General features: G+C 68.6%; 22 protein-coding genes. 9 read left to right on the plus strand and 13 right to left on the minus strand.

The features are described from left to right. Nucleotides 1–110: 110 nt before the first annotated feature. Nucleotides 111–1,892, minus strand: a complete 1,782-nt coding sequence (gene ggt / locus VFU06_07600; protein ID HEU5209258.1) for a gamma-glutamyltransferase — start codon at nucleotides 1,890–1,892, stop codon at nucleotides 111–113. 243 nt (nucleotides 1,893–2,135) lie between these two features. On the opposite strand from ggt, the gene VFU06_07605 reads away from it, so the two are divergent. Together VFU06_07605 and VFU06_07610 are read left to right on the plus strand one after the other, a co-directional pair. Beyond that, nucleotides 2,136–3,488: an MFS transporter gene (locus VFU06_07605; GenBank protein ID HEU5209259.1), complete on the plus strand. Its 1,353-nt coding sequence runs from the start codon at nucleotides 2,136–2,138 to the stop codon at nucleotides 3,486–3,488. Between the two features lie 19 nt (nucleotides 3,489–3,507). Continuing rightward, entirely contained in the window at nucleotides 3,508–4,701 is a 1,194-nt protein-coding gene (locus VFU06_07610; GenBank protein ID HEU5209260.1) for an NAD-dependent epimerase/dehydratase family protein, read from the plus strand. 5 nt (nucleotides 4,702–4,706) lie between these two features. On the opposite strand, the gene VFU06_07615 is transcribed toward VFU06_07610, so the two are convergent. Beyond that, complete coding sequence (locus VFU06_07615) at nucleotides 4,707–5,375, minus strand: peptidylprolyl isomerase (protein HEU5209261.1); 669 nt, start codon at nucleotides 5,373–5,375, stop codon at nucleotides 4,707–4,709. 273 nt (nucleotides 5,376–5,648) lie between these two features. On the opposite strand from VFU06_07615, the gene VFU06_07620 reads away from it, so the two are divergent. Both VFU06_07620 and VFU06_07625 read left to right on the plus strand, forming a co-directional pair. Beyond that, nucleotides 5,649–6,893 carry a hypothetical protein gene (locus VFU06_07620; protein ID HEU5209262.1) on the plus strand — a complete coding sequence of 415 codons (1,245 nt, stop codon included), beginning with the start codon at nucleotides 5,649–5,651 and terminating at the stop codon, nucleotides 6,891–6,893. A gap of 60 nt (nucleotides 6,894–6,953) precedes the next feature. Then, a complete protein-coding gene (locus tag VFU06_07625) occupies nucleotides 6,954–8,372 on the plus strand; it encodes a M48 family metalloprotease (protein ID HEU5209263.1) in 1,419 nt (472 codons plus the stop codon). A gap of 13 nt (nucleotides 8,373–8,385) precedes the next feature. Here VFU06_07625 and VFU06_07630 read toward each other — a convergent pair whose 3' ends face one another. The 6 genes from VFU06_07630 to coxB all read right to left on the minus strand — a co-directional run bounded on the left by VFU06_07630 (nucleotide 8,386) and on the right by coxB (nucleotide 13,996). Further along, the gene (locus tag VFU06_07630; protein HEU5209264.1) at nucleotides 8,386–8,733 is read right to left on the minus strand and encodes a hypothetical protein; all 348 of its coding nucleotides are present in this window, start codon (nucleotides 8,731–8,733) and stop codon (nucleotides 8,386–8,388) included. 45 nt (nucleotides 8,734–8,778) lie between these two features. Next, the gene (locus tag VFU06_07635) at nucleotides 8,779–9,645 is read right to left on the minus strand and encodes a cytochrome c oxidase assembly protein (protein HEU5209265.1); all 867 of its coding nucleotides are present in this window, start codon (nucleotides 9,643–9,645) and stop codon (nucleotides 8,779–8,781) included. An 87-nt stretch (nucleotides 9,646–9,732) separates the two neighbouring features. Further along, nucleotides 9,733–10,062, minus strand: a complete 330-nt coding sequence (locus VFU06_07640) for a cytochrome C oxidase subunit IV family protein (GenBank protein ID HEU5209266.1) — start codon at nucleotides 10,060–10,062, stop codon at nucleotides 9,733–9,735. 11 nt (nucleotides 10,063–10,073) lie between these two features. Then, nucleotides 10,074–10,670, minus strand: a complete 597-nt coding sequence (locus VFU06_07645) for a heme-copper oxidase subunit III (GenBank protein ID HEU5209267.1) — start codon at nucleotides 10,668–10,670, stop codon at nucleotides 10,074–10,076. Nucleotides 10,671–10,847: 177 nt separating this feature from the next. Then, nucleotides 10,848–12,662 (minus strand): cytochrome c oxidase subunit I, encoded by a 1,815-nt coding sequence (gene ctaD, locus VFU06_07650; protein HEU5209268.1) that lies wholly within the window; start codon nucleotides 12,660–12,662, stop codon nucleotides 10,848–10,850. A gap of 20 nt (nucleotides 12,663–12,682) precedes the next feature. Then, a complete protein-coding gene (coxB, locus tag VFU06_07655; GenBank protein ID HEU5209269.1) occupies nucleotides 12,683–13,996 on the minus strand; it encodes a cytochrome c oxidase subunit II in 1,314 nt (437 codons plus the stop codon). A gap of 183 nt (nucleotides 13,997–14,179) precedes the next feature. Here coxB and VFU06_07660 point away from each other — a divergent pair, with 183 nt between their 5' ends. The 3 genes from VFU06_07660 to VFU06_07670 are packed head-to-tail and all read left to right on the plus strand — an operon-like array spanning nucleotide 14,180 to nucleotide 17,042. Next, complete coding sequence (locus VFU06_07660) at nucleotides 14,180–15,313, plus strand: FAD-binding protein (GenBank protein HEU5209270.1); 1,134 nt, start codon at nucleotides 14,180–14,182, stop codon at nucleotides 15,311–15,313. Between the two features lie 7 nt (nucleotides 15,314–15,320). After that, a complete protein-coding gene (locus tag VFU06_07665; protein ID HEU5209271.1) occupies nucleotides 15,321–15,755 on the plus strand; it encodes a hypothetical protein in 435 nt (144 codons plus the stop codon). A gap of 24 nt (nucleotides 15,756–15,779) precedes the next feature. Beyond that, nucleotides 15,780–17,042, plus strand: a complete 1,263-nt coding sequence (locus tag VFU06_07670) for a P1 family peptidase (GenBank protein ID HEU5209272.1) — start codon at nucleotides 15,780–15,782, stop codon at nucleotides 17,040–17,042. A 15-nt stretch (nucleotides 17,043–17,057) separates the two neighbouring features. Here VFU06_07670 and VFU06_07675 read toward each other — a convergent pair whose 3' ends face one another. Further along, nucleotides 17,058–18,212 (minus strand): patatin-like phospholipase family protein, encoded by a 1,155-nt coding sequence (locus VFU06_07675; GenBank protein HEU5209273.1) that lies wholly within the window; start codon nucleotides 18,210–18,212, stop codon nucleotides 17,058–17,060. 185 nt (nucleotides 18,213–18,397) lie between these two features. On the opposite strand from VFU06_07675, the gene VFU06_07680 reads away from it, so the two are divergent. Then, entirely contained in the window at nucleotides 18,398–20,743 is a 2,346-nt protein-coding gene (locus VFU06_07680; GenBank protein HEU5209274.1) for a hypothetical protein, read from the plus strand. Here VFU06_07680 and VFU06_07685 read toward each other — a convergent pair whose 3' ends face one another. After that, nucleotides 20,744–21,973 (minus strand): ectonucleotide pyrophosphatase/phosphodiesterase, encoded by a 1,230-nt coding sequence (locus VFU06_07685; GenBank protein ID HEU5209275.1) that lies wholly within the window; start codon nucleotides 21,971–21,973, stop codon nucleotides 20,744–20,746. It abuts the gene before it with no gap. A 97-nt stretch (nucleotides 21,974–22,070) separates the two neighbouring features. Between VFU06_07685 and VFU06_07690 the strand changes: the two genes are divergently transcribed. After that, nucleotides 22,071–22,706 carry a DUF2179 domain-containing protein gene (locus tag VFU06_07690; GenBank protein ID HEU5209276.1) on the plus strand — a complete coding sequence of 212 codons (636 nt, stop codon included), beginning with the start codon at nucleotides 22,071–22,073 and terminating at the stop codon, nucleotides 22,704–22,706. 6 nt (nucleotides 22,707–22,712) lie between these two features. On the opposite strand, the gene serA is transcribed toward VFU06_07690, so the two are convergent. The 3 genes from serA to VFU06_07705 all read right to left on the minus strand — a co-directional run bounded on the left by serA (nucleotide 22,713) and on the right by VFU06_07705 (nucleotide 26,247). After that, nucleotides 22,713–24,308, minus strand: a complete 1,596-nt coding sequence (gene serA, locus VFU06_07695; GenBank protein HEU5209277.1) for a phosphoglycerate dehydrogenase — start codon at nucleotides 24,306–24,308, stop codon at nucleotides 22,713–22,715. A gap of 80 nt (nucleotides 24,309–24,388) precedes the next feature. Next, nucleotides 24,389–25,492 carry an alanine--glyoxylate aminotransferase family protein gene (locus VFU06_07700; GenBank protein ID HEU5209278.1) on the minus strand — a complete coding sequence of 368 codons (1,104 nt, stop codon included), beginning with the start codon at nucleotides 25,490–25,492 and terminating at the stop codon, nucleotides 24,389–24,391. Further along, nucleotides 25,489–26,247 carry an HAD-IB family phosphatase gene (locus tag VFU06_07705; GenBank protein ID HEU5209279.1) on the minus strand — a complete coding sequence of 253 codons (759 nt, stop codon included), beginning with the start codon at nucleotides 26,245–26,247 and terminating at the stop codon, nucleotides 25,489–25,491. Before VFU06_07705 ends, VFU06_07700 begins: the two co-directional genes overlap by 4 nt. Nucleotides 26,248–26,266: the final 19 nt, after the last annotated feature.

Raw genomic sequence — 26,266 nt, forward strand, 5'->3', positions numbered from 1 at the left:
AAAAAAAAGAGCAGAGGCGTCAGGGAAAGAACCCTGCGCCTCCGCACCTCTGCGGCTCTGCGTGAAAACGAGGCCGCTCTGCCCTTATCGAAGACCGTCCAGCACGAGCGCTAGTACCCCGCCGCCCCCGCGTCCGCGTCCCGCGGATCCGGCGCGCCACTGATCGCACCGTCAGGCAGCACCACGATCGAGTGCGCCGTGCCCTGTCGCCCGCGTGCGCTCACTTCGTGGCCCATCGCCTCCAGTGCGCGGACCAGCGCCGGATCACCGCCCGCTTCCTCGATCCGCAGCACGTCAGGGAGCCACTGGTGATGGATGCGCGGGGCGTTCACGGCCTCCTGCACGTTCATGTCGAACTCGATCACGTTCAGCACGACCTGCAGCACCGTGTTGATGATGGTGCGACCGCCCGGGCTGCCGATCACGGCGAACAGCCGGCCATCCCGTTCCAGGATCGTCGGGGTCATGCTGGACAGCATGCGCTGCTGCGGGCGCGCCAGGTTGGGGCGGGTGCCGATCAGCCCGGTCTCGGTGGTCAGCCCCGGCTTCGCGTTGAAGTCGCCCATCTCGTTGTTGAGCAGGAAGCCCGCGCCCGGCACGGTGATCTTGGAGCCGTAGCCCTGCTCCAGCGTGTATGTCACCGAGACGGCGTTGCCCTCCGCGTCGACGACCGAGTAGTGCGTGGTGTGCTCGCTTTCCGCGTCGGCGACGAGGTCCTCCACGCTCGACGGCGTCGCGCGCTGCGGATCGATGGTGCGACGCAGCCCGGCAGCGTACTCCTTGCTCGTGAGCCGGTCGATCGGCACGTCGAAGAAGTCGGTGTCGGCGACGTACTGCGCGCGGTCGCGGAACGCGCGGCGCATCGCTTCGGCGAGGTGGTGCAGGTAGGCGGGCGAGTTGTGGCCCATCTCCGCGAGCTCATAGCCCTCGAGGATGTTCAGCATCTCGACCACCGCGATGCCGCCGCTGGACGGCGGCGGCATGCCGATCACGTCGTAACCACGGTAGCTCCCCCGGATCGGGGCGCGCTCCTGCGCCTGGTACAGCTCGAGGTCGCGCTCGGTGATGATCCCGCCGTTGCGGCGCATGTCCTCCGCGATGAGACGGGCGGTCTCGCCGCGGTAGAAGCCGTCGCGTCCGTGGTCCGCGATCCGCTGCAGCGTGCGGCCGAGGTCCGGCTGGCGGAACAGCTCGCCCTCCCGGTACGGCGTCCCGTCCCTGGAGAACTGCTGCACGCTGGCGGCATAGGGCGCCATGTTGTCGAGCACGCCCGCGAGTGAGCGTGCGAGTCCCTGCGGCAACTGGAAGCCGTCGCGGGCCAGCGCAACCGCTGGCTCGACCAGTGAGCTCCACTCGCTGCTGCCGTAGCGCTCGTGCGCGAGCGCGAAGCCTGCGACGGTGCCGGGCACACCCACGGCGAGGTGGCTGCGGTGGTGGATGTCGTAGCTGTATTCCCCGGTCGAGTCGACGAACATCATCGAGTCCGCTGCGAGCGGTGCCTTTTCGCGGAAGTCGAAGGTGGTCGTGCGTCCGTCCGCGAAGCGGATCACCATGAATCCGCCGCCGCCGATGTTGCCGGCCGTCGGGTAGGTGACTGCCAGGGCGAAGCCGGTCGCGATGGCGGCGTCGATCGCATTGCCACCTTCGCGCAGCACCTGTGCGCCGACCTCTGACGCGAGTGCGCTGGCGGACACGACCATGCCGTGCTGCGCGACCGCAGGCACGCCGCCCGCAGGATCGCCGGCTGTGAAACCGGCGGCAGCGGTGGGGCGTTCCGGTGCGGCCGTGGGCGCGCAGCCGGCGAGCGGGGACAGGAGCAGTGCAGGCAGGAGCAGCAGGCCGGCGCGGGAACGCGTACGGCTGCGCCTGCCGGTGGCAGTCGTTTCCTTCATGACATCTCTCGTCCGTGAATGGGCTGGTCGCGCATCATACGGCGCGCTGGCCGGTGCGTCCAGCGGAACGGGTGTGTCGCGCGTCAGTAAGGATGAGCCGCTTCCGATCCGCCACTCGTGACGCGCCACGGACCGGTGGCACCTCGTTGCATGCGGTTCGACACCGTGCGAGTTGGCAACACGTGACGTGCCGCATATGATGCCGGCACGGCGGATCCGCCTCACCCCCAAGCGAGGAAGCTGATGACGGAGAGGACGCAGCACGGCGGCGCGGGAGCGCTGCTGCACCGACTCGTCGACATCCGCCCCGGTGAAGTTCGCGCTGCACTGCTCTCGGGCGCCTACTTCTTCTTTGTCCTCACCAGCTACTACATCCTCAGGCCGATCCGTGACGAGATGGGCGCCGCCGGCGGTGTCGAGAACCTGCCCTGGCTGTTCACGGGCACGCTCGCCGGCATGCTGCTCGCCCAGCCGCTGTTCGCCGGGCTCGTCGCACGGCTGCCGCGCAGGCGCTTCATCCCGCTGACGTACCGCTTCTTCATGCTGAACCTGCTGCTGTTCTTCCTGGCACTGCGGGCCATGCCGGAATCGCAGCACGTCTGGGTCGGCCGCGTTTTCTTCATCTGGGCGAGCGTCTTCAACCTGTTCGTCGTCTCGGTCTTCTGGGGCTTCATGGCGGACCTGTTCCGCCGCGAGCAGGGCAAGCGGCTGTTCGGCTTCATCGGGCTGGGCGGGACGACCGGCGCAATCACGGGCGCGGGGCTGACGGCGTTCTTCGTCGAGCGGGTCGGCTCGATCAACATGCTGATCGTGTCGCTGGTGTTCCTGGAGCTGGCCGTCTGGTGCGTGCTGGCGCTCGGCCGCGAGGCGCGCGAGCCACGCGCGGAGCCGGAGCCGGGTGCGGAGTCGCAGGACAGTGATCGCGTGATCGGCGGCTCGATCTGGGCGGGCGTCACGCACGTGATGCGATCGCCATACCTGCTCGGGATCTGTCTCTACATGCTGCTGTTCACTGTCGGCAGCACCTTCCTGTACATCGCGCAGGCGGACATCATCAACCAGCACTTCACCGACCGAGACCAGCGTACCGCCTTCTTCGCGTCGCTCGACCTCGCGGTCAACGTGCTGACGCTGCTGACACAGGCGTTTCTGACGGGGCGCATCCTGAAGTGGCTGGGCGTCGCAGTCACGCTGGCCCTGCTGCCGACACTCTCCGTGCTCGGCTTTTTCGCGCTGGGCGCAGCACCGACTCTCGGGATCTTCGTCGCGTTCCAGGTGCTGCGGCGTGCGGGCAACTACGCAGTCGCACGACCGACGCGCGAGGTGCTGTTCACGGTCGTGCCACGCGAGGAGAAGTACAAGGCGAAGTCGTTCATCGACACCTTCGTCTACCGCGTCGGCGACCAGGTCGGCGCATGGTCGTACGCGGGGCTGCTCGCTTTCGGACTGAGCCTGAGCGCGATCTCGTTCACCGCCGTGCCGATCTCCGCCGCGTGGCTCGGCATCTCCCTCTGGCTCGGCCGCCGCAACGCGGTCATGCGCGATGCGCGCGAAACACCGGCACCGGCACACACGCCGGCGCCGGCAAACACCTGATCACCGGTATCGGTACAACGTGAGCACACGCAGAAACTTCCTCCGGACCACGGCAGCGGCCGGCGCGGGCGCCGCACTCGGCGGTGCCATCCTGCCGCAGGCGACGTCGGCCGCGACCGTCCGTTCCCACAGCAGCGACGTCGCGCCGCAACGGGCCAGCGCACCGCTCGACATCCTGATCCTCGGTGGCACCGGCTTCACGGGGCCCCACCAGGTGCGCTATGCGGTGGGGCGTGGGCACCGCGTGACCGTCTTCAACCGCGGCCAGCGCCAGGCGGATCTGCCCGACGGCGTCGAGCACCTGCAGGGCGATCGCAACGCGCGCGACGGACTGGCCGCGCTGCGCGGGGAGCGCAGGTGGGACGTCGTCATCGACAACCCGACCACGCTGCCACACTGGGTACGCGACGCCGGCGAGGTTCTGCGCGACCGCACCAGCCAGTACGTCTTCATCTCCACCATCTCCGTGTACGCGGACACGAGCCGCGCCGGCATGGATGAGAACACGCCGCTGGCCCAGTACCAGGGCGCGGACCCGCTCAGTGAGACCATGGAGTCGTTCCGCCAGAATGTCGGCGCGCTGTATGGCCCGCTCAAGGCGGCATCGGAACGCGAGGCGGAACGCTGGTTCCCGGGGAAGACGACCGTCATCCGCCCCGGCCTGATCGTGGGACCGGGCGACGAGTCGGATCGCTTCACGTACTGGCCGGTGCGCGTCGCGCGCGGCGGAACCGTCATGGCGCCGGGCACACCTGCCGATCCCGTCCAGATCATCGATGCCCGCGATCTGGCCGAGTGGACGATCCGCATGGCCGAGCAGCGGGCGACCGGCATCTACAACGCGACCGGCCCGCGTGCACCGCTCTCGATCGCCGAGATGCTCCATGGCATCCGCGCCTCGCAGAGCGGCGACAACGTCGTGCGCTTCGAGTGGGTGCCGCAGGACTTCCTGGACGAGCACGAGGTCCACGGCTGGTCGCACATGCCTGTATGGGTGCCGGTGCGCGACGACAATGCGGGATTTGCGCGCGTGAGCATCGAGCGCGCGGTGGAGAAGGGACTGACGTTCCGTCCCCTCGCACTCACGGCCCGCGACACGCTGGAGTGGTTCCGGACGCTACCCGCCGAGCGGCAGGCAGAGCTGCGTGCCGGGCTGCCCGCGGAGCGCGAAGTCGAGGTGCTGCGCGCCTGGGAGGCGCGGAAGACGGGCTGAGCCGGTCAGTTCCCGGGCTCCACGATTTCGGCCCGCTCGATCCGGTCCAGATCCGCGAACTCCCGGCGCAGGTACTCCTCGCCCTCCATGGCGAGGCGACGCTCGTCGGGACCGCGGCCCTCCGGAGCGAGCTCACCGTAGGCGCCGTTCAGCCGGTCGACGATCATCATCCCGTCGACGACACGGCCGAACGGCGCGAAGCCCGCCCCATCGAGCGCTTCATTGTCGCGGTAGTTGATGAACACCTGCGTCGAGCGTGTGTCCGGCCCGGCCATCGCGAACGCGATCGTGCCACGGCGGTTGCTCTGCACGACGGGATCATCCTGCAGCGACTCCGCGCGCCACGCCTGCTCGATCTCGGGGTCACCATGCAGGCCGAACTGCGCCATGAAGCCCGGCACCACGCGGAAGAAGCGGGTGCCGTCGTAGTAGCCGGATCGCACGAGGTTGAAGAACCGGTCCGCGCCGCGCGGCGCCCAGTCCCGGTAGACCTCGATCGTGAACTCGCCTTCCGTGGTCGTGAAGCGCGCCCGGAACTTATCCGGCGCCTGCACATCGAACATCGTGTCGCCCGGCTGCAGCAGGACGGGATTCGCTTCGCCGCGCGAGCCGGATCCGCCGCATGCAGCAGCAACCAGCAGCAGGGCAGGAACCAGGCGCAGAGGCAGATGCATCGCTGTTCTCCGTATCGTCGAGTCGCCCGTAAGATGAATCACATGCAGGATGCGGCAAGGCATTGCCTGCGCAGGATCCCGATCCGTGATTGCATCCACCGCGGTCGTGATCGACGCCCACCTCGGCGGGGAGTACGATTCCCACTCGCCGCGCGACGGCTGCACACGCCCCGACAGCCTCAGGCAACGTGCGCATCAGTTCCAGGCATCTCAGCACATGGTGCACCTGACCCGTCTTCACGCTGACCGGATACCCGAGCCCCCCGAGGACAGATGAGACTCTCCAGCCAGGCTGCGTGCTTCGCGGCCATGAGCGCCGTACTGGCAACAGCCTGCAGCGGAACGGAGGCCGCCTCGCGCGGACTCCAGGCGCAGCGTGACACGGTGGACGGCGTGCCCCGCCTGCTCTATCCGGGGAGCGGCGGCGCCGAGCTCGCGTGGCGCGCCGACACGGTTGCCGTGATCGGCGACATCCTGGGTGATGACCCGGACTACCAGTTCGACCAGGTCGCGGACGCCGGAGTGACCGGGGACGCTGCCGGAAACGTCTGGCTGCTGGACGGCGCGGGGCATCGTGTGATCGGCTACTCCCCCGACGGCACGTTCGTCGGCAGTCATGGCCGGGAGGGCTCCGGTCCCGGTGAGATCAACATGGCCTTCGGCCTCACCGCAGGGCGCGGCGATACGCTCTGGGTCATGGAGATGACGAGCGGACGGCTCACCGGATTTCCCGCCGGCGGCGGCGAGCCGCGCATCATCTCCTTCGACGCCAGTGCCTCGGCGGCCCCACCCGTTGTGATGCAGGATGACCGGATCCTGGCCGGGATCCGCTTCACCTTCGGGCTGGATCGCGACCAGGCGAAGGAGCAGCGTCGGTCCGTCGTTGCACGCTTCGCACTCGACGGAGCGCTGCAGGACACGCTTTACTCCATGCTGCTGCCGGAGCCCGACGTCGTGCAGGTCGAGAGCGGCAATCGCCGCATGATGATGCTCTCGACGCCTCGCTTCGCCCCCGTGCTCCGCTGGGCCGCATTCCCGGATGGCAGCCTGGCCGTGGTCGACGACGATCGCTACTCGATCCATGTCCTGGAGCCCGACGGCACCGAGCGGCTGCGGATCGAGCGCGACGCGCCCCCGCGCGCAACGACCGAGGCGGACCGGCAGGCCGTGCTGGAGGAGATGCGCACCCAGCAGGTGCGCGGGTTCGGTGGCGACCGGGCGATGCTGGAGGAGGCCGTGCGCCGGCAGCTGGAGGCGACGACGTTCGCGGCCACGATCCCGCGCATCGAATCGATCGCCGTCGATCGGCAGGGTCGCCTGTGGGTAGTGGCATCCTCGGACGACCCCGGCGCCGACGGCCGGGTCGACCTGTACGACCGCAATGGCGTGATGCTGGGCACGCTGCCGGGCCTGGGGCTGCCGACCGCCTTCCTGGCGGACGGCCGCGCCGCGTACCTTGGCAAGGACGCGGATACGGACGTGCAGCAGGTCACGGTCGTGCGGCTGATCGAGGAGTGAAGTGGCCGAGCACGCCTGTTGCACCGGGTCCTGACGTCTTTCAATCGATCAGGAGGCGGCATGCGACGGATGTGGGCAGGCGCAGTGCTCGGGACAGCGCTCTTCGCGGCGGGCTGCGCGACGAACCCCGTGACCGGGCGGACGGAGCTGGCGCTCATCAGCGAGAGCCAGGAGATCGCGATGGGCCAGCAGGCGGCGGCGGACGTGGAAGCGTCGATCGGCGTCGTCGACGATGCGGAGCTGAACGCCTATGTGCAGCGCGTGGGCGAATCGCTCGCCCGTGAGTCGGAACGCCCGGACCTGCCGTGGCGGTTCCGGGTGGTGGACGACCCCACGCCGAACGCGTTCGCGCTGCCGGGCGGGTTCATCTATATCACGCGCGGCATGCTCTCGTTGATGGAGAACGAGGCAGAGCTCGCCGGTGTGCTCGGCCATGAGATCGGGCACGTCACGGCGCGCCACTCCGTGCAGATGATCAGCCGGCAGCAGCTGGCGCAGATCGGACTGATCGCCGGGATGATCCTGGTCCCCGAGATCGCCCAGTTCGGCGACCTCGCCGGCACCGGGCTCCAGCTCCTGTTCCTCAGCTACGGTCGCGACGCCGAACGCCAGGCCGACGAGCTCGGCTACCGCTACTCGCTCCAGCAGAACTACGACGTACGCGAGATGCCGGACATCTTCGTGTCGCTCGCGCGTTCGTCCGAGCTCGCAGGCCAGAGTCCGCTGCCGAGCTGGCTGTCCTCCCACCCGCTGCCGCAGGAGCGCATCGAGAGACTGAGCGCAATGCTGGAAGAGCTGCCGCCCGGCCAGCGCAACGTCGAAGCAGCCGACTACTTCGATCAGATCGACGGGCTGGTGTACGGCAACAACCCGCGCCACGGCTACTTCCAGGGCGCCACGTTCCTGCACCCCGAGCTGCGCTTCCGGCTCGAGTTCCCGCGGGGCTTCCGGCTCGCGAACCTGACGTCAGCGGTGCAGGCGATCAGCGAGCAGCAGGACGCCGCGATCCAGTTCACGTTTGCACAGGGCAGCGCCGCGCAGGCGGCCAGCGCGTTCCGGCAGCAGCAGGGGATCCGCACCGGGCAGCCGCGCAGCGAGCGCATCAACAACTTCCCGGCCGTGATCGTGCCCTTCGAGGCGCAGACGGAGGGGGGCGCGATCGCCGGCTACGCGGCCTACATCGAGGACGGCCAGCGCACCTACCAGCTGCTGACCTACTCCGCAGCGCAGAACATCCGTGCCTACGAGAACGCCTTCCTGCAGACGATCGGCAGCTACCAGCGCGTGAGCGATCCGTCCGTGCTGAACGCCCAGCCGGAGCGGATCGACGCCGTCCGCCTCTCGTCCTCGATGACGTTCAACGAGTTCATGCGACGCTATCCGTCCGGCATCGACGCGGACGAGCTCGCGCTGATCAACCAGGTGACGAACCTGTCAGCGCAGCTCCCGGCCGGGTCGTGGGTGAAGCGGGTGCAGTAGCGACGCGGCCGCGTCAGTTGTCCAGCGCCCAGCGCCGGCCGGAGAAGTCGTAGCGCAGCGTCAGCCGGCCACTGCTCACGTAGAGCTCGGCATGCGTGCCGCCGGCGAAGGTCTGGTAGGACCAGCGCTCGCCCCATGCGGGCGCGGGCAGACTGTCCAGCACGGCAGGAACCAGCTGCGGCAGTGAGTCAGGGTAGCGACCGGCGGCCGAGCGGTGCGTCTCGAGCGCGGCGACGATGACGTCGCCGCGCTCTTTCGTCCGTTCGATCGCCGGCTCGTCGCGGTGTGCATACACGTAGACGCCGACGCCGGCGGCGGCGATCAGCACCGCGACCACGATCTCGGCAACGGGCAGCTTCACGGCAGGGTCGTCACGGTCAGTGCGGCGGGCGGGATCGCCGCGTGTTCAGGCGCCCGAGCGGCCCGCGGCGAGCATCTCCTGCTCCGCCCAGTCCTCGCGCTCCTCCCGCTTCGCCCAGCGCAGGAAGACGATCGAGATCGCACCCCAGAAGACCAGGGCGCCCGGCACCCACATGATGAGCCCTCCGAGCTGCTGATCCTCGAGCGCGTTCAGCGACTCGAACACGCGCGGCGCCTCGCCGTAGAACGGGTACAGCACGACGGTCGACAGCGTGATGATCGCCGAGACGATCGACATCGGAATGCCGAGAGCGAACAGGTAGAGCAGCCGGATCGGCGTCGTGGTCGGCCGGAGCTGCGGCGCCGGGCTCACCACGGGCCACCACATGATCACCGCTGCCACCATGAACATGAGGTGCTGCACGATGTGGACGGCGTGGTCCTCGAGTGCCCAGTTGTAGAAGCGCGGGAAGTGCCAGCCGGTGAACACCGCGTTGTAGATTGCGAACGCGACCAGCGGATGCACCAGCAGGGCGGCGGTCGCCCGCACGCGCGGGTTGCGCAGGATCGGATCCAGCGACCAGCTGGGCAGCCCGAGCAGCAGCAGCGGCGGCATGATCAGCATGAGCAGCATGTGCTGCACCATGTGCGCGCTGAACAGGAAATAGTCGCTGAGGTCGTGAATCGGACCGTTGAGGGACACGAACATCACGACGACGCCGCTCGTCCAGTAGAGCACCTGCGCCTGGCTGACGGGCGGCCCCAGGCGGTGCTTCTCGCGGAGCGGGCCGACCAGTGCTGCGTAACCGGCGAGCAGCAGGCCGCAGCCGATCAGGATGCTGGGGTGCAGCTCCCAGCGCGTCCAGGAGAACTCGCCCGCAACGCCGTGGAGCAGCGCAAGTGTGGAAACCATCGAAGGTACTGCGGCCATCATCTCGACTTCCATTCAGCGCCGGCCGCAGGTGGCCGGCGCCATGACCTCACATCACTGCCCGTCCCGCTAGGTCCGGTACTCGCCCAGCACGACATGGAAGAGCAGCAGCCCCGAAATCAGGAGCGCCGCCAGCAGTGACAGACCGTAGAACACCCGCGAGAAGATCTTGCTGTCGAACTTCAGGTGCATGTAGAAGAGCACCACCAGCATGAACTTCGCGAACGACAGTGCCAGCAGCAGCGGCACCTCGACCGGCTCCATCGCCGGGATGTAGGAGATCGCGACCTCGATCGCCGTCACGACGGTGAGGATCACACCGATGATGACGTACGTCCGCAGGCTCGCGTGCCCGCCCTCGGCGTGCGCGTGCTCGACCTGATGTGTTTCCTGCGCCATGCGTCCCTCTCCTACGCCAGCAGGTAGATGAGCGTGAAGATCACGATCCAGACGATGTCGACGAAGTGCCAGTACAGGCCCGCCACCTCCACCTGCAACGCGTGCTTCTCCGGCACCATCGGGCCGCGCAGGATGTCCATGAACAGGATGAACAGCCAGATGATCCCGATCGAGACGTGCGCGCCGTGGAAGCCGGTCAGGATGAAGAACGATGAGCCGAACAGGTTCGTCTGCAGCGTCAGCCCGGCATGGTAGAAGTGCGTGAACTCGTACGCCTGGAAGCCCAGGAAGAGCGCGCCCAGCAGCACCGTCGTGAACAGCCCGGCAAGCGCCTGCTTCCGCTTCCCCTTCTGGATCCCGTCCAGCCCGACCACCACCGCGAGTGACGACATCAGCAGCACGAACGTGCTGATCGACGTCAGCGGGATGTCGAGGATCTCGGTCGGGAACGGCCCGACCACGCTCGCGGACTTGTATACCATGTAGGTCGCGATGAACGACCCGAAGAACAGCGTCTCCGACGACAGGAACACCCAGAACCCCAGCTTCCAGGTGTTCAGCCCCGTCGATGTCGGAGGGTGGAGCGCGTGTGCGTCAGTCTGTGCCATGGCTTCGTCTGGTCGTGAAGCGGGCCCGGAGCCCGGGCCCGGAGCCCGGGCCTGGGTACTGCCCGCCGCTTGATTCTTCTCGTCCTGTATCAACGTCGGCCGATCGGTCCATCAGATCCGCCGTCCGCCGTTCAACCCGCGCCCCGGCCCAGGGCCAGGGCCCGGGCCCGGTCCGTTCTACGTCGGCTCGTACGCCCAGTTGACCACACCGATGAACGTCCATGCCAGCCCGATCAGCGGCTCCCACCAGGACGGCGCCATGAACAGCACGCACGTCAGCGTGACGCCGACCGCCGTGAACAGCGGCCAGTAGGAGTTGGGCGGCATGTGCATCGGCTCGGGCTCGCCACGCGCGTCGCGCTCGATCTGCTCCGCCTCGACCCAGAGCGGCTCGCGGCTGTGCACCGTCGGGATCTTCGCGAAGTTGTACTCGCGCGGCGGCGACTCGGTCGCCCACTCGAGCGTTGCGGCGCCCCACGGGTTCGGGCCGGCCTTCACGCCGCGCTTCGCACTCTTCACGATGTTGACGACCAGGAGAATGACGCCGATCGCCTGGATGAACGCGCCCGCGGTCGCGAGCTGGTTCAGCCCCGCGAGGTTCAGGTCGCTGCCGTACGTGAAGATGCGGCGCGGCATGCCGAGCAGCCCGATCCAGTGCATCGGCATGAACGTCAGGTTGAAGCCGATGAAGTAGATCCAGAAGTTCGCCTTGCCGAGCCGCTCGTCCATCATCCGGCCCGTGATCTTCGGGAACCAGTGATAGAACGAGCCGAAGATCGCGAGGATCAGCCCGCCGACCAGCACGTAGTGGAAGTGCGCGACGACGAAGTACGTGTCCGTCTGCTGCAGGTTGTGCGGCGACGTCGCGTGCATGACGCCCGAGATGCCGCCGATCGTGAACGTCGCCACCATCCCGACCGCGTACAGCATCGCCGTGTTGAAGCGGATCTTGCCGCCCCACATGGTCGCTACCCAGTTGAAGATCTTCACGCCCGTCGGGATCGCGATGATCATCGTCGAGATCGTGAAGAACGCGTCGGCGATCGGGCCCATGCCGGTCGCGAACATGTGGTGCGCCCACACGCCCCAGCCGATGATGCCGATCAGCACACCGGAGTACACCATCACGGCGTAGCCGAACAGCGGCTTGCGCGAGTTGGTCGGGATGATCTCGCTGACGATGCCGAACGCGGGCAGGATCAGGATGTACACCTCGGGATGCCCGAACATCCAGAACAGGTGCTGCCAGATGACCGGGTCACCACCTGCCGCGACGTCGAAGAAGCGCGTGCCCCAGAAGCGGTCGAACGTCATCAGGAACAGCGCGACCGCGAGCACGGGCAGCGCCGTGATCATCAGGAAGCTCGTGACCAGCGCCATCCAGCTGAACAGCGGCACACGCATCATGCGCATGCCGGGCGCCCGCATGTTGATGATCGTCGTGATGAAGTTGACACCACCCATGATCGACGCGACGCCCAGGATCTGCAGGCCGAGCCCCCAGAAGTCCATGTTCAGCCCGGGCGAGTACTGCGTCGACGACAGGTTCGCGTAACCGAACCAGCCCCCGTTCGGCGCGGCGCCGAACAGGAAGCTCATGTTCATGAAGATCGCGCCGAACAGGAAGATCCAGTACGACAGCGCGTTCAGTCGCGGGAACGCGACGTCGCGTGCGCCGATCTGGAGCGGCACGAAGTAGTTGAACATCGCCACGGCGATCGGCATGCCGACGAGGAACACCATCGTCGTGCCGTGCATCGTGAAGATCTGGTTGTACAGATCCGGATTGATGAACGCGTTTTCCGGCTTTGCCAGCTGGATCCGGATCAGCAGCGCCTCGATACCGCCGACCAGGAAGAAGAAGAGCGCCGTGACACCGTAGAGGAGCCCGATCTTCTTGTGATCGACCGTCGAGAGCCAGTCCCTGATTCCCGTCGGCCGCGCCGGCCCCGCATGCGCATGTGCTGGCGCGTGTGCTTCGATCGTCGCCATTTCGATTATCGCTCCCGCGCCTACTTGAGGCTCCTCAGATACGTCGCAATGAGGCGGATCTCCTCATCCGTCAGATTCGTCGGCGGCATGCCGCCACCCGGCGTGTGCGCACCCGGCATCAGTGTGCCGGGCTTCAGGCTCTGCGGATCGCGGATCCACTGCTCCACGTTCGCCTGCGTGTTGCGCGCCGCGCCCGCACCGACCCACGGCCGCGTGCCGAAGCGCGTCAGCACCGGACCCAGTGCGCCCTGCGCCCGCGTGCCGCTGATCGCGTGGCACGCCACGCACGTCTTCGACAGGAAGACCTCGCGGCCCAGCTCGGCTTCGCTCTGCGCGCCCGGCACCATCAGCGCCGGCACCTCCGGTCGTGCCGCGGGCAGCCCCGTCGGCGCGGGAATCGCCCCGACCTGCCGCGCGGCCGGAGTCGGCGCGGGCAGCGGCTGCTGCGTCGCCTGCGGCTCCACCTGCGGCTGCGTGCGCGGCGGTGCGCTGTCGCCCACCTCGGGCGCCAGGCCCGTCGTGTCGCCGACCGGCGCCGTCGCGCCCGGCGTCCGCGCGAGCTGCGTCAGCATGTCCGAGCTCGTCGCGCCGCTGCGCATCTGCTCGATCCAGGCGTCGTACTCGGCCTCCGACACGACGTGCGCGATCATGCGCATGATCGCGTGCGCCTCGCCGCAGAACTCCGCGCACTGGCCCGTGTACGCGCCTTCCTCGTGCGCGGTGAACAGAATCTGGTTCGTGTGCGGCTCGCGATCACCCGTGACCGCAGGCTGCGGGTTCACGTCCCGCTTGCCGCCCAGCTTCGGGATCCAGAAGGAATGCACCACGTCCGCCGAGTGCAGTCGCAGCTCGACCGGCCGGTCCACGGGCACGTAGAACTCGTTGCCCGCAACGACCCCCTCCTCCGGGTAGCGGAACTCCCACCACCACTGGTGACCGATCACCTCGATCCGCAGTGCACCCTCGGGCGCCTCCTTCTGCGTGTCGAAGATCGTCAGGATCGTCGGAACCGCGATCAGAACCACGATGATCGAAGGAATCACCGTCCACGCGATCTCGAGCTTGGTGTTGCCGTGGATCTGCTCGGGGCGCGGCTGGTTCGGCTTCTCGCGATAGCGCCAGATCACATACAGCAGCAGCACCTCGACCAGGACCATGATGCCGACGGTCCATGCCGTGGTGTTGTAGAACACGGCGTTCTGCTTTTCGCCGAGCTCGCTGACAGGGCGGAATGTCGTCTGGGGGAAATCGCCGCCGGCCTCGCACGCCGCGACGAAAAACAGCGCGGCGAGCGTGAGCAGACCGCCAACGCGGCGAAACCGGAACTTCGACAAGGGCTCAGGCTCCTGTTGCTAGCCAAATCTTCCCGCAAGGGGTCGTGCGGGAGTCAGGCACGTTATCGGCTGCACCCCCCGGGGTCAAGCCGACTCCGCTGCACACGCACACCACGCGTTCCGCCCCATCACCCTACGGCACGCGGTTGGCGCGCACTGCAATGCACGGTTATCCTGCCGCAAATGCAGCCGACCGATCTCCTCGTCATTGGCGGCGGCGCTGCGGCAGCCGCGGCCGCGCTCGAGGCACGCGCGCACGACATGAGCGTCATCGTCGTACGGCGGGCGCCCGGCGCATCCGCACTCTCCCGCGGCGGCTGGACCGGCCCGCTTCCCGGACCCATCGCGCATGCCCTGGTCCGGCAGCACCTCGTGCACGTCGATCTCGACGGGCCGCTCCCGCATCCCGACGGCGAGCTGCGACACTACGACTTCGCGCCGGCGTCGCATGCAGCCGCACGCGTGGAGACAGGCGCCTGCGTCGTCGGCATCGAGGGGCTGCCCGTCTTCCGCCCGCGCGCACTCGCACGCCTCTGGGGCGATGCCGCCGGTGCCGAGCTCACCCACGAAACGACGCGCCTCGCCGGGACCCCGCCCGCTGGCTGGGCGCCGCTCGCACTGGCCCGCGCGATCCAGGCCGACGCCGCGCCGCTTGCGGTCGCACTTCGCGACATCGTCGCCCGGACACGCTGCACGCGCCTCGTCGTGCCGGCTGTGCTCGGGATCGAGCGGACGGGCGAAATCCGCGAGCGGCTGGAGGCCGAAACGGGAGTACCGGTCGGTGAAGCGCTGGGCGTCGCGCCGTCGGTGCCGGGCTGGCGCCTGCACCGGGCACTCGAAGGCGCGTTGATCGAGGCCGGTGTGCAGGTCGTGGACGGGAGCGTTGCTGACGTCGAGCAGCGGGCTGGCCGCTGCACTGGCGTGGACGTCGTGCGGCATGGCTCTGACCAGGCGGAGCGCTTCGCGGCCGAGCGGTTTCTGCTGGCGAGCGGCCGTTACGTTGGCGGAGGGATTGTCGCCGACCCCGTTTTTGCCGAGCCGGTGTTCGGCGCCGCTGTATGGATCGACCACCTGGGCGAGCGCTTCGAGGAAGTCGATTCCGTCGCGCTCACGGACCCGGTCCGGACGGAGGAGCAGCCGCTGATGCGCGCGGGCGTGCGCGTCGACGGCAGTCATCGGCTCCGGCGGCCTGGGGGAGACGCGCTCGCGAACGTATGGGCGGCCGGCTCCGTGCGTGCCGGCGTGGCGGATGGTCTGGGCGCGGCCGCGGAGGACGGCGTCGTCGCCGTGACCCGGATGCTGTCGGCGACGGCGTGAGGAGCACATGGCTCGACTGACGAACCAGCTTGCGGCGTGGGCGAACCTGGGCTACCGGATGGCCGCGCACGTGCTGGTGCGGATGCCGGCGCGGGCGGTGGGCGCACTGCGTGACCGTGAGCGCTACCTGGCGGCGGTACGCCCGGAGGGCTACCTGCCGCTGCTGCCGGAGGAGCGCGCCGCGTTTCCTGCGACCATGCGGTGCGTGCACTGCGGGCTGTGCGCGCTGGCCACGCCGGACGTACAGTCGGCATGGGACGAGGCGTGGACCTTTGTTGCCGGCCCGTCCCGCGCGCTGGACCGCGCGCCAGCCGTTGCGGCGTCGACGGGCGCGGCACCGCGCGATCCCGCCGGGGCTGCGGTGTGCCCGATGGGCGTGCCGATCCCGCGCATGACCGCCACGATCGACCGACTGGCTGCCGCCGGTGAGCAGCACGGCTGAACACAGACATGGAGAGAGCGCGCGATGATCAGGCGCATGGCGTTCGTGCTGGTGATGCTGACGGGCGCGGCTGACGTGGCTGCACAGGAAGCGCGGCCGCGCGCACGCGAAGCGGGGGTCGTCGTCGGGATCTTCGAGCCCGGCGCGCAGAACGCGATCACGGACGTGGCAGGGGTGCGGGTCGGTCAGGCCACGATCCACCAGGAGCGCGTGCACACGGGCGTGACGGCGATCCTGCCGCACGACGGCAACCTGTTCCGCAGTCGTGTCCCGGCGGCGATCGTGGTCGGCAACGGGTTCGGCAAGCTGCTGGGCGTGACACAGGTTCGCGAGCTGGGTGAGCTCGAAACGCCCATCCTGCTGACGTGCACGCTGTGCGTCTGGAAGGCTGCGGACGCGATGGTCGAGTGGCTGCTCGCGCAGCCGGGCATGGAGGAGGTGCGCTCGATCAATCCCGTCGTCGGGGAGACCAACGACGGCGGGCTGAACGACATCCGCGCGCGCCCGATCACGGCGCAGCACGTCGTGCAGGCGCTGGAGTCGGCCGCTGCCGGTCCCGTCGCGGAAGGTGCGGTCGGCGCCGGCGCGGGCACGGTCGCGTTCGGCTGGAAGGGCGGCATCGGCACATCGTCGCGTGTCGTGCCGCAGGCCTACGGCGGCTACACGGTCGGCGTGCTCGTGCAGAGCAATTTCGGCGGTGTACTCACGATCAACGGTGCACCGGTCGGCGTGGAGCTCGGCAAGTACAGCTTCCAGCGGGCAGTCGAGGCGGAGCGGCCGCGCGAGTCGAACCGCGAAGCGAACCGGTCGCGTTCACGCGACCCGTCCCGCGGCGATCATCCGACTGCCGGTGCGGCAACGGCAGAACAGGCCGACGCTGCGAGCTACGTCGATCGCGACGGCTTCACCCCGGATGGCAGCATCATGATGGTCGTTGCGACGGATGCGCCGCTCGACGCCCGCAACCTCGAGCGGCTCGCGCAGCGTGCCCTCGTCGGGCTCGCACGCACCGGAGCGACCATGAGCAACGGGTCGGGCGACTACGTGATCGCGTTCTCGACCGCGGCTTCGGTGCGCCGTGAAGCGGACGCGCCCACGCCGCGTCCCGGTGCATTCCTCTCCAACGACGTCGTGTCGCCTCTGTTCCAGGCGGTGGCGGAGGCGACGGAGGAAGCGATCTACAACTCGCTGTTCCGCGCGACGACGGTGGGCAGCGTCGAGGCACTGCCGCTCGACCAGGCGATGGACGTCCTGAGAAAATTCAACGCGGTGCGCCCGCAGGAGTGAGCGACTGGCAGCTCGTCAGGGATGGACCTCGTCCTCGATGAACCGCTCGAGTTCGTGGGCGTTCGCCTCGGCATCGCGTTCGCCCAGCTCCATCACTTCCTGCAGGTACAGCGGGTTGAACATCAGCATCGCGAGGATGTCGGGGGAGCGCGTCTCGCGCGTGCCGAGCCCTCGCGTCATGAAGCGGAACGCCCACGGCAGGTCGAGCTCGTGCCCCGCGGCCATGCGAGCGAGGTCCTGGCTCGGCCGGATCGTGAGGATGCGGATCGGGCGCAGGCCGTTGCGTTCTTCGGGCGGCAGCTTCACGAGCAGCGAATTGAGCCGCTCGAGCCGCATGACGTCCTGGTCGATCAGATCGAGAAACACGGAGTTCAGCAGCAGACCGAGCACCTGCGCGGGCGGCGGGTAACCGGTGACCACCGGCGCATCCACCTCCTGCTGCGCACGATCGTAACGCGTCGAGATCGCGAGCACGCGGTCCGCGCCGAGGTGCAGCGCAGGGGACAGCGGGGCGGACAGACGCATGCCGCCGTCGCCGTACCAGTGTGCGCCGACCGCAGGATCCTGGATCTCGACGGCAGGGAAGAACAGCGGCAGCGCCGCAGACGCCATGATGTGATCGATCCGCAGCTTGGTCTGCACCGCCCGGCGGTTCGGCCGCGTCCAGGGCGCGATGTCGCGCCCCTGCACCCACACGACCGACTGGCTTGTCGTGTACGACGCCGTGACGATCGCGACCGACTTCAGGGCGCCCCGCTCCAGGTTGTAGTCGACGCCGCTGAGCACGCCCTCCTGCGTGACCATCACCTCCTCGAGCAGCTCGCGCAGCGGCGTCGTATCCAGCAGTCCCTGCACGCGCGCCACGCCCTGGCCACCGCCGGACGTCAGGCGGGAACCCCAGCGAAACGCACTCCACGCGATGGACCACGGCGCCACGCGGAAGACGTCCTCCACCTGGAGCTCGCTCCAGAGGCCCCGCAGCTCCTCGACCGACTGGGCGAAGGTCCCGAACCGGGAGGCCAGCTTGGCGGCATTGACGGCGCCCGCGGACACGCCGGTCAGGATCGGCAGGTCCAGCTCGGGATAGCGGCGGGCGATCCATGACAGCACACCCACCTGGTAGGCACCCCGGGCGCCGCCGCCGGTCAGGACGAGTCCGATCTCAGCCATTGCATCAGGTTAGTACCGGAATACGTCGCGCGGCCAGCCCGCGGGGTGCCATCCCGTAGCCTGGGCGTACCATCCCGCTTTTCCGTGCGTCACACACAAGAGACAACCGCAGCCGGCCTGATGCCGTCATAGCTCATTGTGGGCAGACGTTTTATCGTTGATTCATGCATCCCCCGGAAGACCCGATGGACTTCCTCAGCGAGCTGAAGCGCAGGCGAGTCGTCCGAGTAGGCATTGCCTACGCGGCGGCGGTGTTCGTCGTGCTCCAGGCGGCCGACCTGGTCTTCGAGGCACTCGATGTCGGGCCGGGTGTGTTTCGCGTGCTCGTCATCGGCTGTCTTGGCGGGTTCCCGGTCGCGCTCATCCTCGGGTGGCTCGTCGACGTAACGCCGGATGGCATCCGCCTGACCGCCCGGCGCGGCGAGCCGGGGCGCCTGCTCGCGCGCGTGCCGCGCTGGGCGGTGTTCGCGCCGGTCGGCGCCTTGCTGCTGAGCGCAGTTGCGTTCGCGGTCGTCGTGCGTACACCGGGGACGGCGAGCGCAGTGAAGCCCGGTGCCGAAGTGCTGGCGGTGATGCCCTTCACGGTGATCGGCTCGGCGGGCCTGACGAGCGAGGGCTTTGTCGACCTGCTTTCGCGCAACCTGGATGGCGTCGGCGGCATTCGCACGGTCGATCCGCGTACGGTGCTGTACCGCTGGGAGCAGCGCCCCGAGGACTCGGCGCTCGACCCGGACGGGACGGCGATCGAGATCGGTCGCAGTGTTCGAGCCGGTTCCGTACTGACGGGAAGTGTGACCGTCCTCCTGGACAAGGAGGTCTCGATCAGCGCCGAGGTCCGACCCGTCGACGGTGACAGCACCCTGCTGGCGAGCGTCCAGGTGACCGGCAGCGCCGATCACGTTCTCGACCTCGTCGATTCGCTGAGCGTCGCACTGCTGCGCGGTCTGTGGGGCACGTCGTCGGCGCGCGCGCTGCCGCGCACGGACGTGCGTGCGATCACGAGCGGCAATCTCGATGCGATTCGTGCGTTCCTGCGCGGCGAGCAGCACTACCGCGCGTCGGCGTGGGACAGCGCGATGGTGTGGTTCGCGCAGGCGGTCGCCGAGGACTCGATGTTCCCGCTGGCACACTACCGCCTGGCAATGACCGCGGGCTGGCGCGGTGGCGGTCCTGCGACGTCGGCCTCGGCTGCGTCCACCCGCCTCGCCCTGCATTTTTCCGATCGCCTGCCTCCGCGCGAGCAGGTGCTCGTGCGCATCATGGGCATGCGAGCGGACGGCGACGCGGCAATGGCGCGCGACACGCTGCGTGCATACCTGCAGACCTACCCTGATGATGCCGAGGCCTGGTTCCTTCTCGCCGACGACGAGTACCACGCCTCGCATGAGTCGATTGCGCCGCTGCGCAAACGGCCGGAGGAGACGCTGGTGCTGTTCGACCGCGTGTTCGGCCTGGATCCGAGCTTCACGCCCGCGCTGATCCACCCGCTGGAGATCGCGTTCCGCTCCGGCAATGCGGCACTGGTGGAGCAGTATGTCTCGCGCGTGCGTGCGGTCGCGCCGGAGAGCAATGGCGCGCAGCTGTACTCCGATGCTGCGGATGCACTGCAGACGCACGAGCCGGCCGCACTCGGAGCGCTGCTCGCCCGCATCGTTGCTACATCCGACAGCGCGGCGGCCGATCTCGGTACCCAGGCTGCGCAGGCCGTGCGCGCCCCGGTGCTCGCGGCGGTGATCGGCCTGTCGCCGGATGAGCGCAGCGACGCACTCGCCACGTTCCGCGCCACGCTCGGCGGCACACATCGCGACGCTGCTGCCGCGATGCTCGCGCACATCGAGATCGCGCACGGCAGAATCGACGCCGCGCGCGTGCTGCTGGCGCCACTGGCCCGCGACGCGACGACAGCGCCCCTGCATGTTCACCCGCTGGAGCGGCTCGGCGTCTATGTGGGGGTCGCCGACACGACGACCGCTGCAGGGCGTCTGGTGGAGCTCGAGCCGGCGCAGCTGGACGTTCTGCGCATGATCGCTGCGATCGATCGTCGTGATGCCGCTGGCGTCCAGCGCGCGGCGCAGAGCATCGCGGCCGCCGCGACCGACAGCCTCTGGCGCACGATCGCCGACGCAGGCTACGGCTTTGCCGCAGCCCTGGGTGGCGAGACGATCGCGGGGCTCGCACAGGTGCAGGCCACTCTGCCACGGCACCGGTATGCGGCAGGATCCGTGTTCGACGCGCTCTGGTTCAGGTGGGTCGAGCTGCTGGCGGAGGAGCCGCAGACGCGCGACCGCGCCATCGAGCTGCTGCTGACGAGGTGGCCGGGCGAGCCCGCGCTGGAGCTGCAACGGCAGTACGTGCTGGGCCGCGCACTGGAAGCGAAGAGTGACTTCGGCAACGCGCGAATCGCCTACACGCGCTTCATTACGGCCGCCGGTGAGCCGGGCGACCTCAGCGGCCCGATGCGTGTGCGTGCAGAGCACGCCCGCGATGCGCTCGCCCGCTTCGGCTCACTGAGACCGTCCACGACCGGCTGATCATTCCCGCAGCCAGGGCGCGAGCACAGCCGCATCGCCGCTGATGTCGGGCGCCGGTTCGATGCCGAGCAGCCGGGCGAGGAACGGATGGATGTGCACGTTCTCGAACGCCGGGATCCGTCCCGCCGCACGCACGTCCGGTCCGCTCGCCAGGAAGATTGCGCCCATGCCGGGCGTGCCCGGCGGCCAGCCGTGTGCTCCGTGCGGCGGCACCGGCATGCGCGCGCGTCCGATCTGCCAGTACGGCTCCGCGACCAGCACCAGGTCGCCCATCCTGGGATCGTTCCACCTCCACTCGTCCGGCAGCTCGTCTCGCTCGTAGACCGCCACGTGCGGCACGGATTCGAGTGCGGCCCGCATCGAATCCATCCTCGTGGTGTCACCATCCAGGTAGAGAAACGCGAAGGGGCCGTGCGTGGCAAAACGCAGCCCGATCGTATCGACGTGCTCCGCGAGGAACACCGCGTCGCGGGTATCCGCCATGCCGTGATCCGAAACGACGACGTAATTGATGTCGCTGGCAAACGGAAGTTCACGTGCTCCATGGATCAGCCGGTGCACCATGGAATCGGCGCGAGCGACAGCTGCGTTCGCCTGCGGTGACGAAGGCCCGTACCGGCTGCCCGCGTCGTCCGTCATCTCGAAGTACAGCGTCAGCAGCCGGGGTCGCTCCGCATCGGGCAGCCGCAGCCAGGAGAGCACGGTATCCACCCGCGCCTCGTCCGGCATGCCGGCATCGAAGCGCTTCCAGTACGTCGGGCGCACGCCCGCGACGTCCGCTTCGCTTCCGATCCAGAACATCGTGCCGGTGCGCAGGCCCTGTCGCTGTGCAGTGACCCAGATCGGCTCGCCGCGATACCACGTCCCATCCTCGACCGCGGCGCGGCTGGCGGGCGAGTACCACGCGTCACGCGCAGGGTCGTAGAAGGTATTCGCGACGATGCCGTGCTCTCCCGGGTACAGCCCGGTCGCGATCGAGTAATGGTTGGGGAACGTCTTCGCGGGCTGCAGCGGGATCAGCGAGTCGGCGCGGATGCCGGCACCGGCGAGGGAGTCCAGAGTCGGCGTGAGGCCGCGATCCAGGTAGTCGCTGCGAAAGCCGTCGAAGGAGATCAGGACCAGGTAGCGGTCGGCCGGCCGGGACTGCGTCGGAGGTTGGCCACTCGCGCAGGCACCGAGCAACAGCAGCGCCGCCGCGAACACTGCCCTGCGGCGGGCAGACTCGTGCATCAGGAACTCCGGAATCAGGTTTGCGTCGGGGTCGAAGGTAAGTAAACTCCACGCCGTCGCACAGTACGAACGGGCACCCTGTCTTCAGACGGAGCACATGGAAGCGATCGACGCACTCTTCGCAGGTCCGTGGGGACCGGTGCTCATCTTCGTGCTGCGCATCTTCGACGTCTCGCTGTCGACCCTGCGCATCCTGCTGTCGGTGCGCAACCAGCGCGTCATGGTGCCGATCATCGGGTTCTTCGAGGTGCTCATCTGGATCTTTGCCGTGGGCAGTGCGATCCGGAACCTGGAAAGCATCTGGCACGTGCTCGGCTACGCCGGCGGCTTCGCGATGGGCAACATCGTGGGACTCTGGATCGAGGGGAAGCTCGCGATCGGCCTGGCCACGCTGCGCATCATCTCGCGCGCCGGCGGTGTCGAGCTCGCCGAGGCCCTGCGCGACCGGGGGTACGGCGTGACGGAGTTCTTCGGACAGGGCCGGGAAGGCCGTGTCGAGATCGTCTACACGGCGGTCGCGCGCCGTGAGATACCGCGCGTGCTCGACGAGGTCGCCCGCTGGGATCCGGACGCATTCGTCACGGTCGAGGAGCCGCGCGAGATCCGCCGCGGCTGGATGCAGTCCACGCCGAGGCAGCGACTCGCCCCCGGTCTGCTCGGCGGCAAGTGGGTCCCGCGACCGATCCACCCCACGCGGCGCGATCGCGAAGGGCCCCGCACCGAGGAGAAGTAACCGCCCTCAGCTCAGCTCGACCTGCCGTGCGTCGATGACGTCGGGCAGCTCGCGCAGCGTGTCCATCACCTCGTCCGGGATGCGGCCGTCCACGCTCACCGCGGCCAACGCTTCGCCGCCGGCCTGCAGCCGCGCCTGGTGATACTCCGCGATGTTGATCGACGCGCTCCCGAGAACGGTGCCGACCCGGCCGATCACGCCGGGCACGTCCTGGTTGCGGATGACGAGCAGGGAGCCGCTCGGGTGCACCACCACGCGGAACCGATCGATGCGCACGATGCGCGGATGCCGGCCGGCAACGAGCGCACCCGCGGCGCGCACCTCCGCGTCGCCCTTGCCGAGACGCACCTCGATGAACTCCTCGTCGCTGCCATGCGTGCCGACCCGCGTGCGTTCAATCCGTATGCCGCGCGACTCGGCCAGGTGGATCGCGTTCACGAGATTCACGGCGCTCGAGCCCACGACGTCGCGCAGCACACCCGCGATCGCGGCGCACGTGAGCGGCCTCATCGCCGCCTCGTTCGGGCCGCCGTAACGCACGGCAATGCGCGTGACCGGCTCGTTCGCCAGCATCGCCGCGAGTCGACCGAGGCGCTCGGACAGGTCGAGCAGCGGACGCAGCCGCCTCATCTCTTCACCGCCGATCGCCGGCGCATTCACGGCACTGGTCATGTCGTTGTCGACCAGGGCACGCCGCACGCCGTCGCTGATCTCGACCGCGACGCTGTGCTGCGCCTCGGCCGTCTGCGCGCCCAGGTGCGGCGTCAGGACGACGTTCGGCAGCGAGCGAAACGGATGGTCCGCAGGCAGCGGTTCCTCCGCGAAGACGTCCAGCGCGGCGCCCGCGATGACGCCGTTGCGCAGCGCGCCGGCCAGCTCGTCCTCCTGGATGACTTCGCCCCGGGCCGCGTTGACGATGACCGCCGTGGGCTTCATGCGTGCCAGCTCGTGTGCCCCGATCAGACCGTGCGTCGCTTCGGTGAGCGGCACATGCAGCGAGATCACGTCGGCCTGCTCGATCACGTCGTCGAAGGAGACACGCTCGACGTCGAGCTCCAGCGCACGCTCCTCGGAGAGATACGGATCACTGACGATGACATGCATGCCGAACGCACGCGCACGCCGCGCGACTTCGCCGCCGATCCGCCCCGCGCCGATCAGGCCGAGCGTTTTTCCGTACAGCTCGAACCCTGCAAAGCTCTTCCGGTCCCACTCGCCCGCTCGCATCGACCGGTCCGCAGCCGGGATGCGACGCGCCAGTGAGAGCAGCAGCGCAAAGGTCAGCTCCGCGGCCGACAGCGTGTTGCCGGACGGGGCGTTCAGCACCGCAATGCCGCGCTCCGTCGCAGCGCCGACATCGATGTTATCGACGCCGACCCCCGCACGGCCGATCACGCGCAGGCGATTCGCGTACTGCAGCGAATCGCGGGTGATACGGGTCGAGCTGCGCACGATCACTGCGTCACACGGCTCGATTGCGCGCGCAAGCTCATCGCCCTTCAGACCGCTCGTCTGGATCAGCTCGAATCGGTTGTCGCGCGACAGCGGGGCGAGACCCTCGGCCGACATGTTGTCGGCAATCAGGACACGGTAGCGGGGCATGTGGATCCGGCAGGTATCTATGTGAACAGAAAAACGGCGGGAGCCCGGCACAGCCTGCGCCGGGCTCCCGCCGCGTTGATTCAGGAGCCGAACACGTCCGTCAGCGCGTCCAGCAGGTTCTCCGTCTCCTCGACCGTGTGGTCGCCCATCGTGCCGATCCGGATCGAGTTCTCCTTCATCTTGCCGTAACCCGTGGCCATGATGTAACCGCGCTCCTTGAGCGCCGCGCAGGCCTTCGCGCCGGTCCAGGGCTCGGGCACCATGATCGTCGTCGTTGTCGGCGAGCGGTACCCGGCGGGTGCCAGGATCCGCAGGTTGACCCCGCGATCGTTCATCTCCTGCACCCACGCGTAGACACGATCGGCCATCGCCTGGTGGCGGTCCCACCGTGCCTCGTTGGTTTCCGCACGCATCGCCTCGAGCTGCACTTCCAGCGCGTACAGCAGGGACACCGCGGGGGTGTTCGGCGTCTGGTTCTTCTGGATGTTGCGCTCGAACTCGTGGAAGTCGAAGTAGACACCCCGGTCCATCTTGCGGCTGGCACGCTCCAGGACGTTCTTCTGCGCAACGCCGAACGCCAGGCCGGGAGGCAGAGCGAAGCACTTCTGCGAGCCCGTGAGCACGAAGTCGAGCTTCCAGTCGTCCGTGTACACGGGCGCGCCACCGAGGCCGCTGACACTGTCGACCAGCAGCACGACGTCGCCTGCGTCGCGCACGACGTCCGAGATCTCCCGGATCGGGTTGAGCACGCCCGTCGACGTCTCCGAATGCACCACCGTGACCGCGTCATAGATGCCGCGCTGCAGTGCGCCCGCCACCATCTCCGGCGTGTGTGCCTCGCCCCACGGCACCTCGAGCGGGTCCGCCTGGAGTCCGGTCGAAACCGTGATCTTGTAGAAGCGCTCGCTGAACGCACCGTTCACCAGCGCGAGCACCTTCCGGCGCGCGCCGTTGCGGACGGCACCTTCCATGAGACCGGTCGCCGACGACGCCGAGAGGTAGACTGGCCGGTCCGTCTGGAACACGTACTTCAGCCCCGGCTGGATCCGGGCGATCATCTGCTCCATCTCTGCGACGCGGTGGCCGATCATCGGACGCGTCATCGCCTGCAGCACCTCCGGCCGGACCTCGGTCGGTCCGGGAAGGAAGAAGCGGCCGAAATCCTGCCTGACCTCTGTTTTCATTCCGGGTTTCTCGCGTACGGCAGATAGGATCTGTACTCGGGCTCGAGCAGCTCGAGACCCTTCTCGAAGAGCGCACGGTTGAACGCGCGCCGCGGAGGATGCCCGCCCAGGGCGAGGGGCAGCACCGGCGCCAGGCTGGGCGAACGGACCACCACGTCCGCCTCGGCGGTCACGGCCGGGCGATCGACCACACCCGCGTACGCGACGAACACGTCCGCTGCGTCCGCGGCTTCCAGGTCCGTCGCGCCGTCTCCGACCATCATGAACGAACCGCCGACCTCACTGCGCCATACGCGCAGCAGCTCGCGCTTGCCGTACGCCCACGTCAGCGGCGAGGCCACGTCGAAGTCGTCGTACTCACCCTTTTCGTCGAACGTGACATCCACGGCCGCAACAGCGCGCGCCGGCAGGCCGAGCTCGTCCGCCATTGCCTCCACCGCCGCGCGGATACCCGCGCTCATGATGCGCACCTGCACGCCCTCGTCCAGCAGGGCACGCACGGTCTCGCGGGCGTCGGGGACCAGGTTGTCGATGTAGATCTGCTTCAGCGCCTCGACATCACCGCGCGTCGGCTGCACCAGCGCCAGCCGGCGGCTGTACACTTCCTCCATCGGAACCTCACCGCGCATGACTGCCTCGGTGAGATCACGGACGGATGCGCCATGTCGCCGCGCCAGCTCCTCGATACCCTCAACAGCGGACAACGTCGAGTCACAATCGAAAACAACGGTGCCGACCCGCAGCAGGCGCCTCACTGCTCAACGCCTCCCGCCG

It is taken from the genome of Longimicrobiales bacterium (assembly GCA_035764935.1).
GTDB lineage: Bacteria > Gemmatimonadota > Gemmatimonadetes > Longimicrobiales > RSA9 > DASTYK01.

Coding starts and splice junctions, on each gene's coding strand:
- VFU06_07640 (HEU5209266.1), bottom strand. CDS start 10,062: ATGGCGCAGGAAACACATCAGGTCGAGCACGCGCACGCCGAGGGCGGG.
- VFU06_07620 (HEU5209262.1), top strand. CDS start 5,649: ATGAGACTCTCCAGCCAGGCTGCGTGCTTCGCGGCCATGAGCGCCGTA.
- VFU06_07680 (HEU5209274.1), top strand. CDS start 18,398: ATGGACTTCCTCAGCGAGCTGAAGCGCAGGCGAGTCGTCCGAGTAGGC.
- VFU06_07605 (HEU5209259.1), top strand. CDS start 2,136: ATGACGGAGAGGACGCAGCACGGCGGCGCGGGAGCGCTGCTGCACCGA.
- ctaD (HEU5209268.1), bottom strand. CDS start 12,662: ATGGCGACGATCGAAGCACACGCGCCAGCACATGCGCATGCGGGGCCG.
- ggt (HEU5209258.1), bottom strand. CDS start 1,892: ATGAAGGAAACGACTGCCACCGGCAGGCGCAGCCGTACGCGTTCCCGC.
- VFU06_07690 (HEU5209276.1), top strand. CDS start 22,071: ATGGAAGCGATCGACGCACTCTTCGCAGGTCCGTGGGGACCGGTGCTC.
- VFU06_07660 (HEU5209270.1), top strand. CDS start 14,180: ATGCAGCCGACCGATCTCCTCGTCATTGGCGGCGGCGCTGCGGCAGCC.
- VFU06_07670 (HEU5209272.1), top strand. CDS start 15,780: ATGATCAGGCGCATGGCGTTCGTGCTGGTGATGCTGACGGGCGCGGCT.
- VFU06_07645 (HEU5209267.1), bottom strand. CDS start 10,670: ATGGCACAGACTGACGCACACGCGCTCCACCCTCCGACATCGACGGGG.
- VFU06_07625 (HEU5209263.1), top strand. CDS start 6,954: ATGCGACGGATGTGGGCAGGCGCAGTGCTCGGGACAGCGCTCTTCGCG.
- VFU06_07665 (HEU5209271.1), top strand. CDS start 15,321: ATGGCTCGACTGACGAACCAGCTTGCGGCGTGGGCGAACCTGGGCTAC.
- VFU06_07685 (HEU5209275.1), bottom strand. CDS start 21,973: ATGCACGAGTCTGCCCGCCGCAGGGCAGTGTTCGCGGCGGCGCTGCTG.
- VFU06_07675 (HEU5209273.1), bottom strand. CDS start 18,212: ATGGCTGAGATCGGACTCGTCCTGACCGGCGGCGGCGCCCGGGGTGCC.
- VFU06_07700 (HEU5209278.1), bottom strand. CDS start 25,492: ATGAAAACAGAGGTCAGGCAGGATTTCGGCCGCTTCTTCCTTCCCGGA.
- VFU06_07635 (HEU5209265.1), bottom strand. CDS start 9,645: ATGGTTTCCACACTTGCGCTGCTCCACGGCGTTGCGGGCGAGTTCTCC.
- serA (HEU5209277.1), bottom strand. CDS start 24,308: ATGCCCCGCTACCGTGTCCTGATTGCCGACAACATGTCGGCCGAGGGT.
- VFU06_07615 (HEU5209261.1), bottom strand. CDS start 5,375: ATGCATCTGCCTCTGCGCCTGGTTCCTGCCCTGCTGCTGGTTGCTGCT.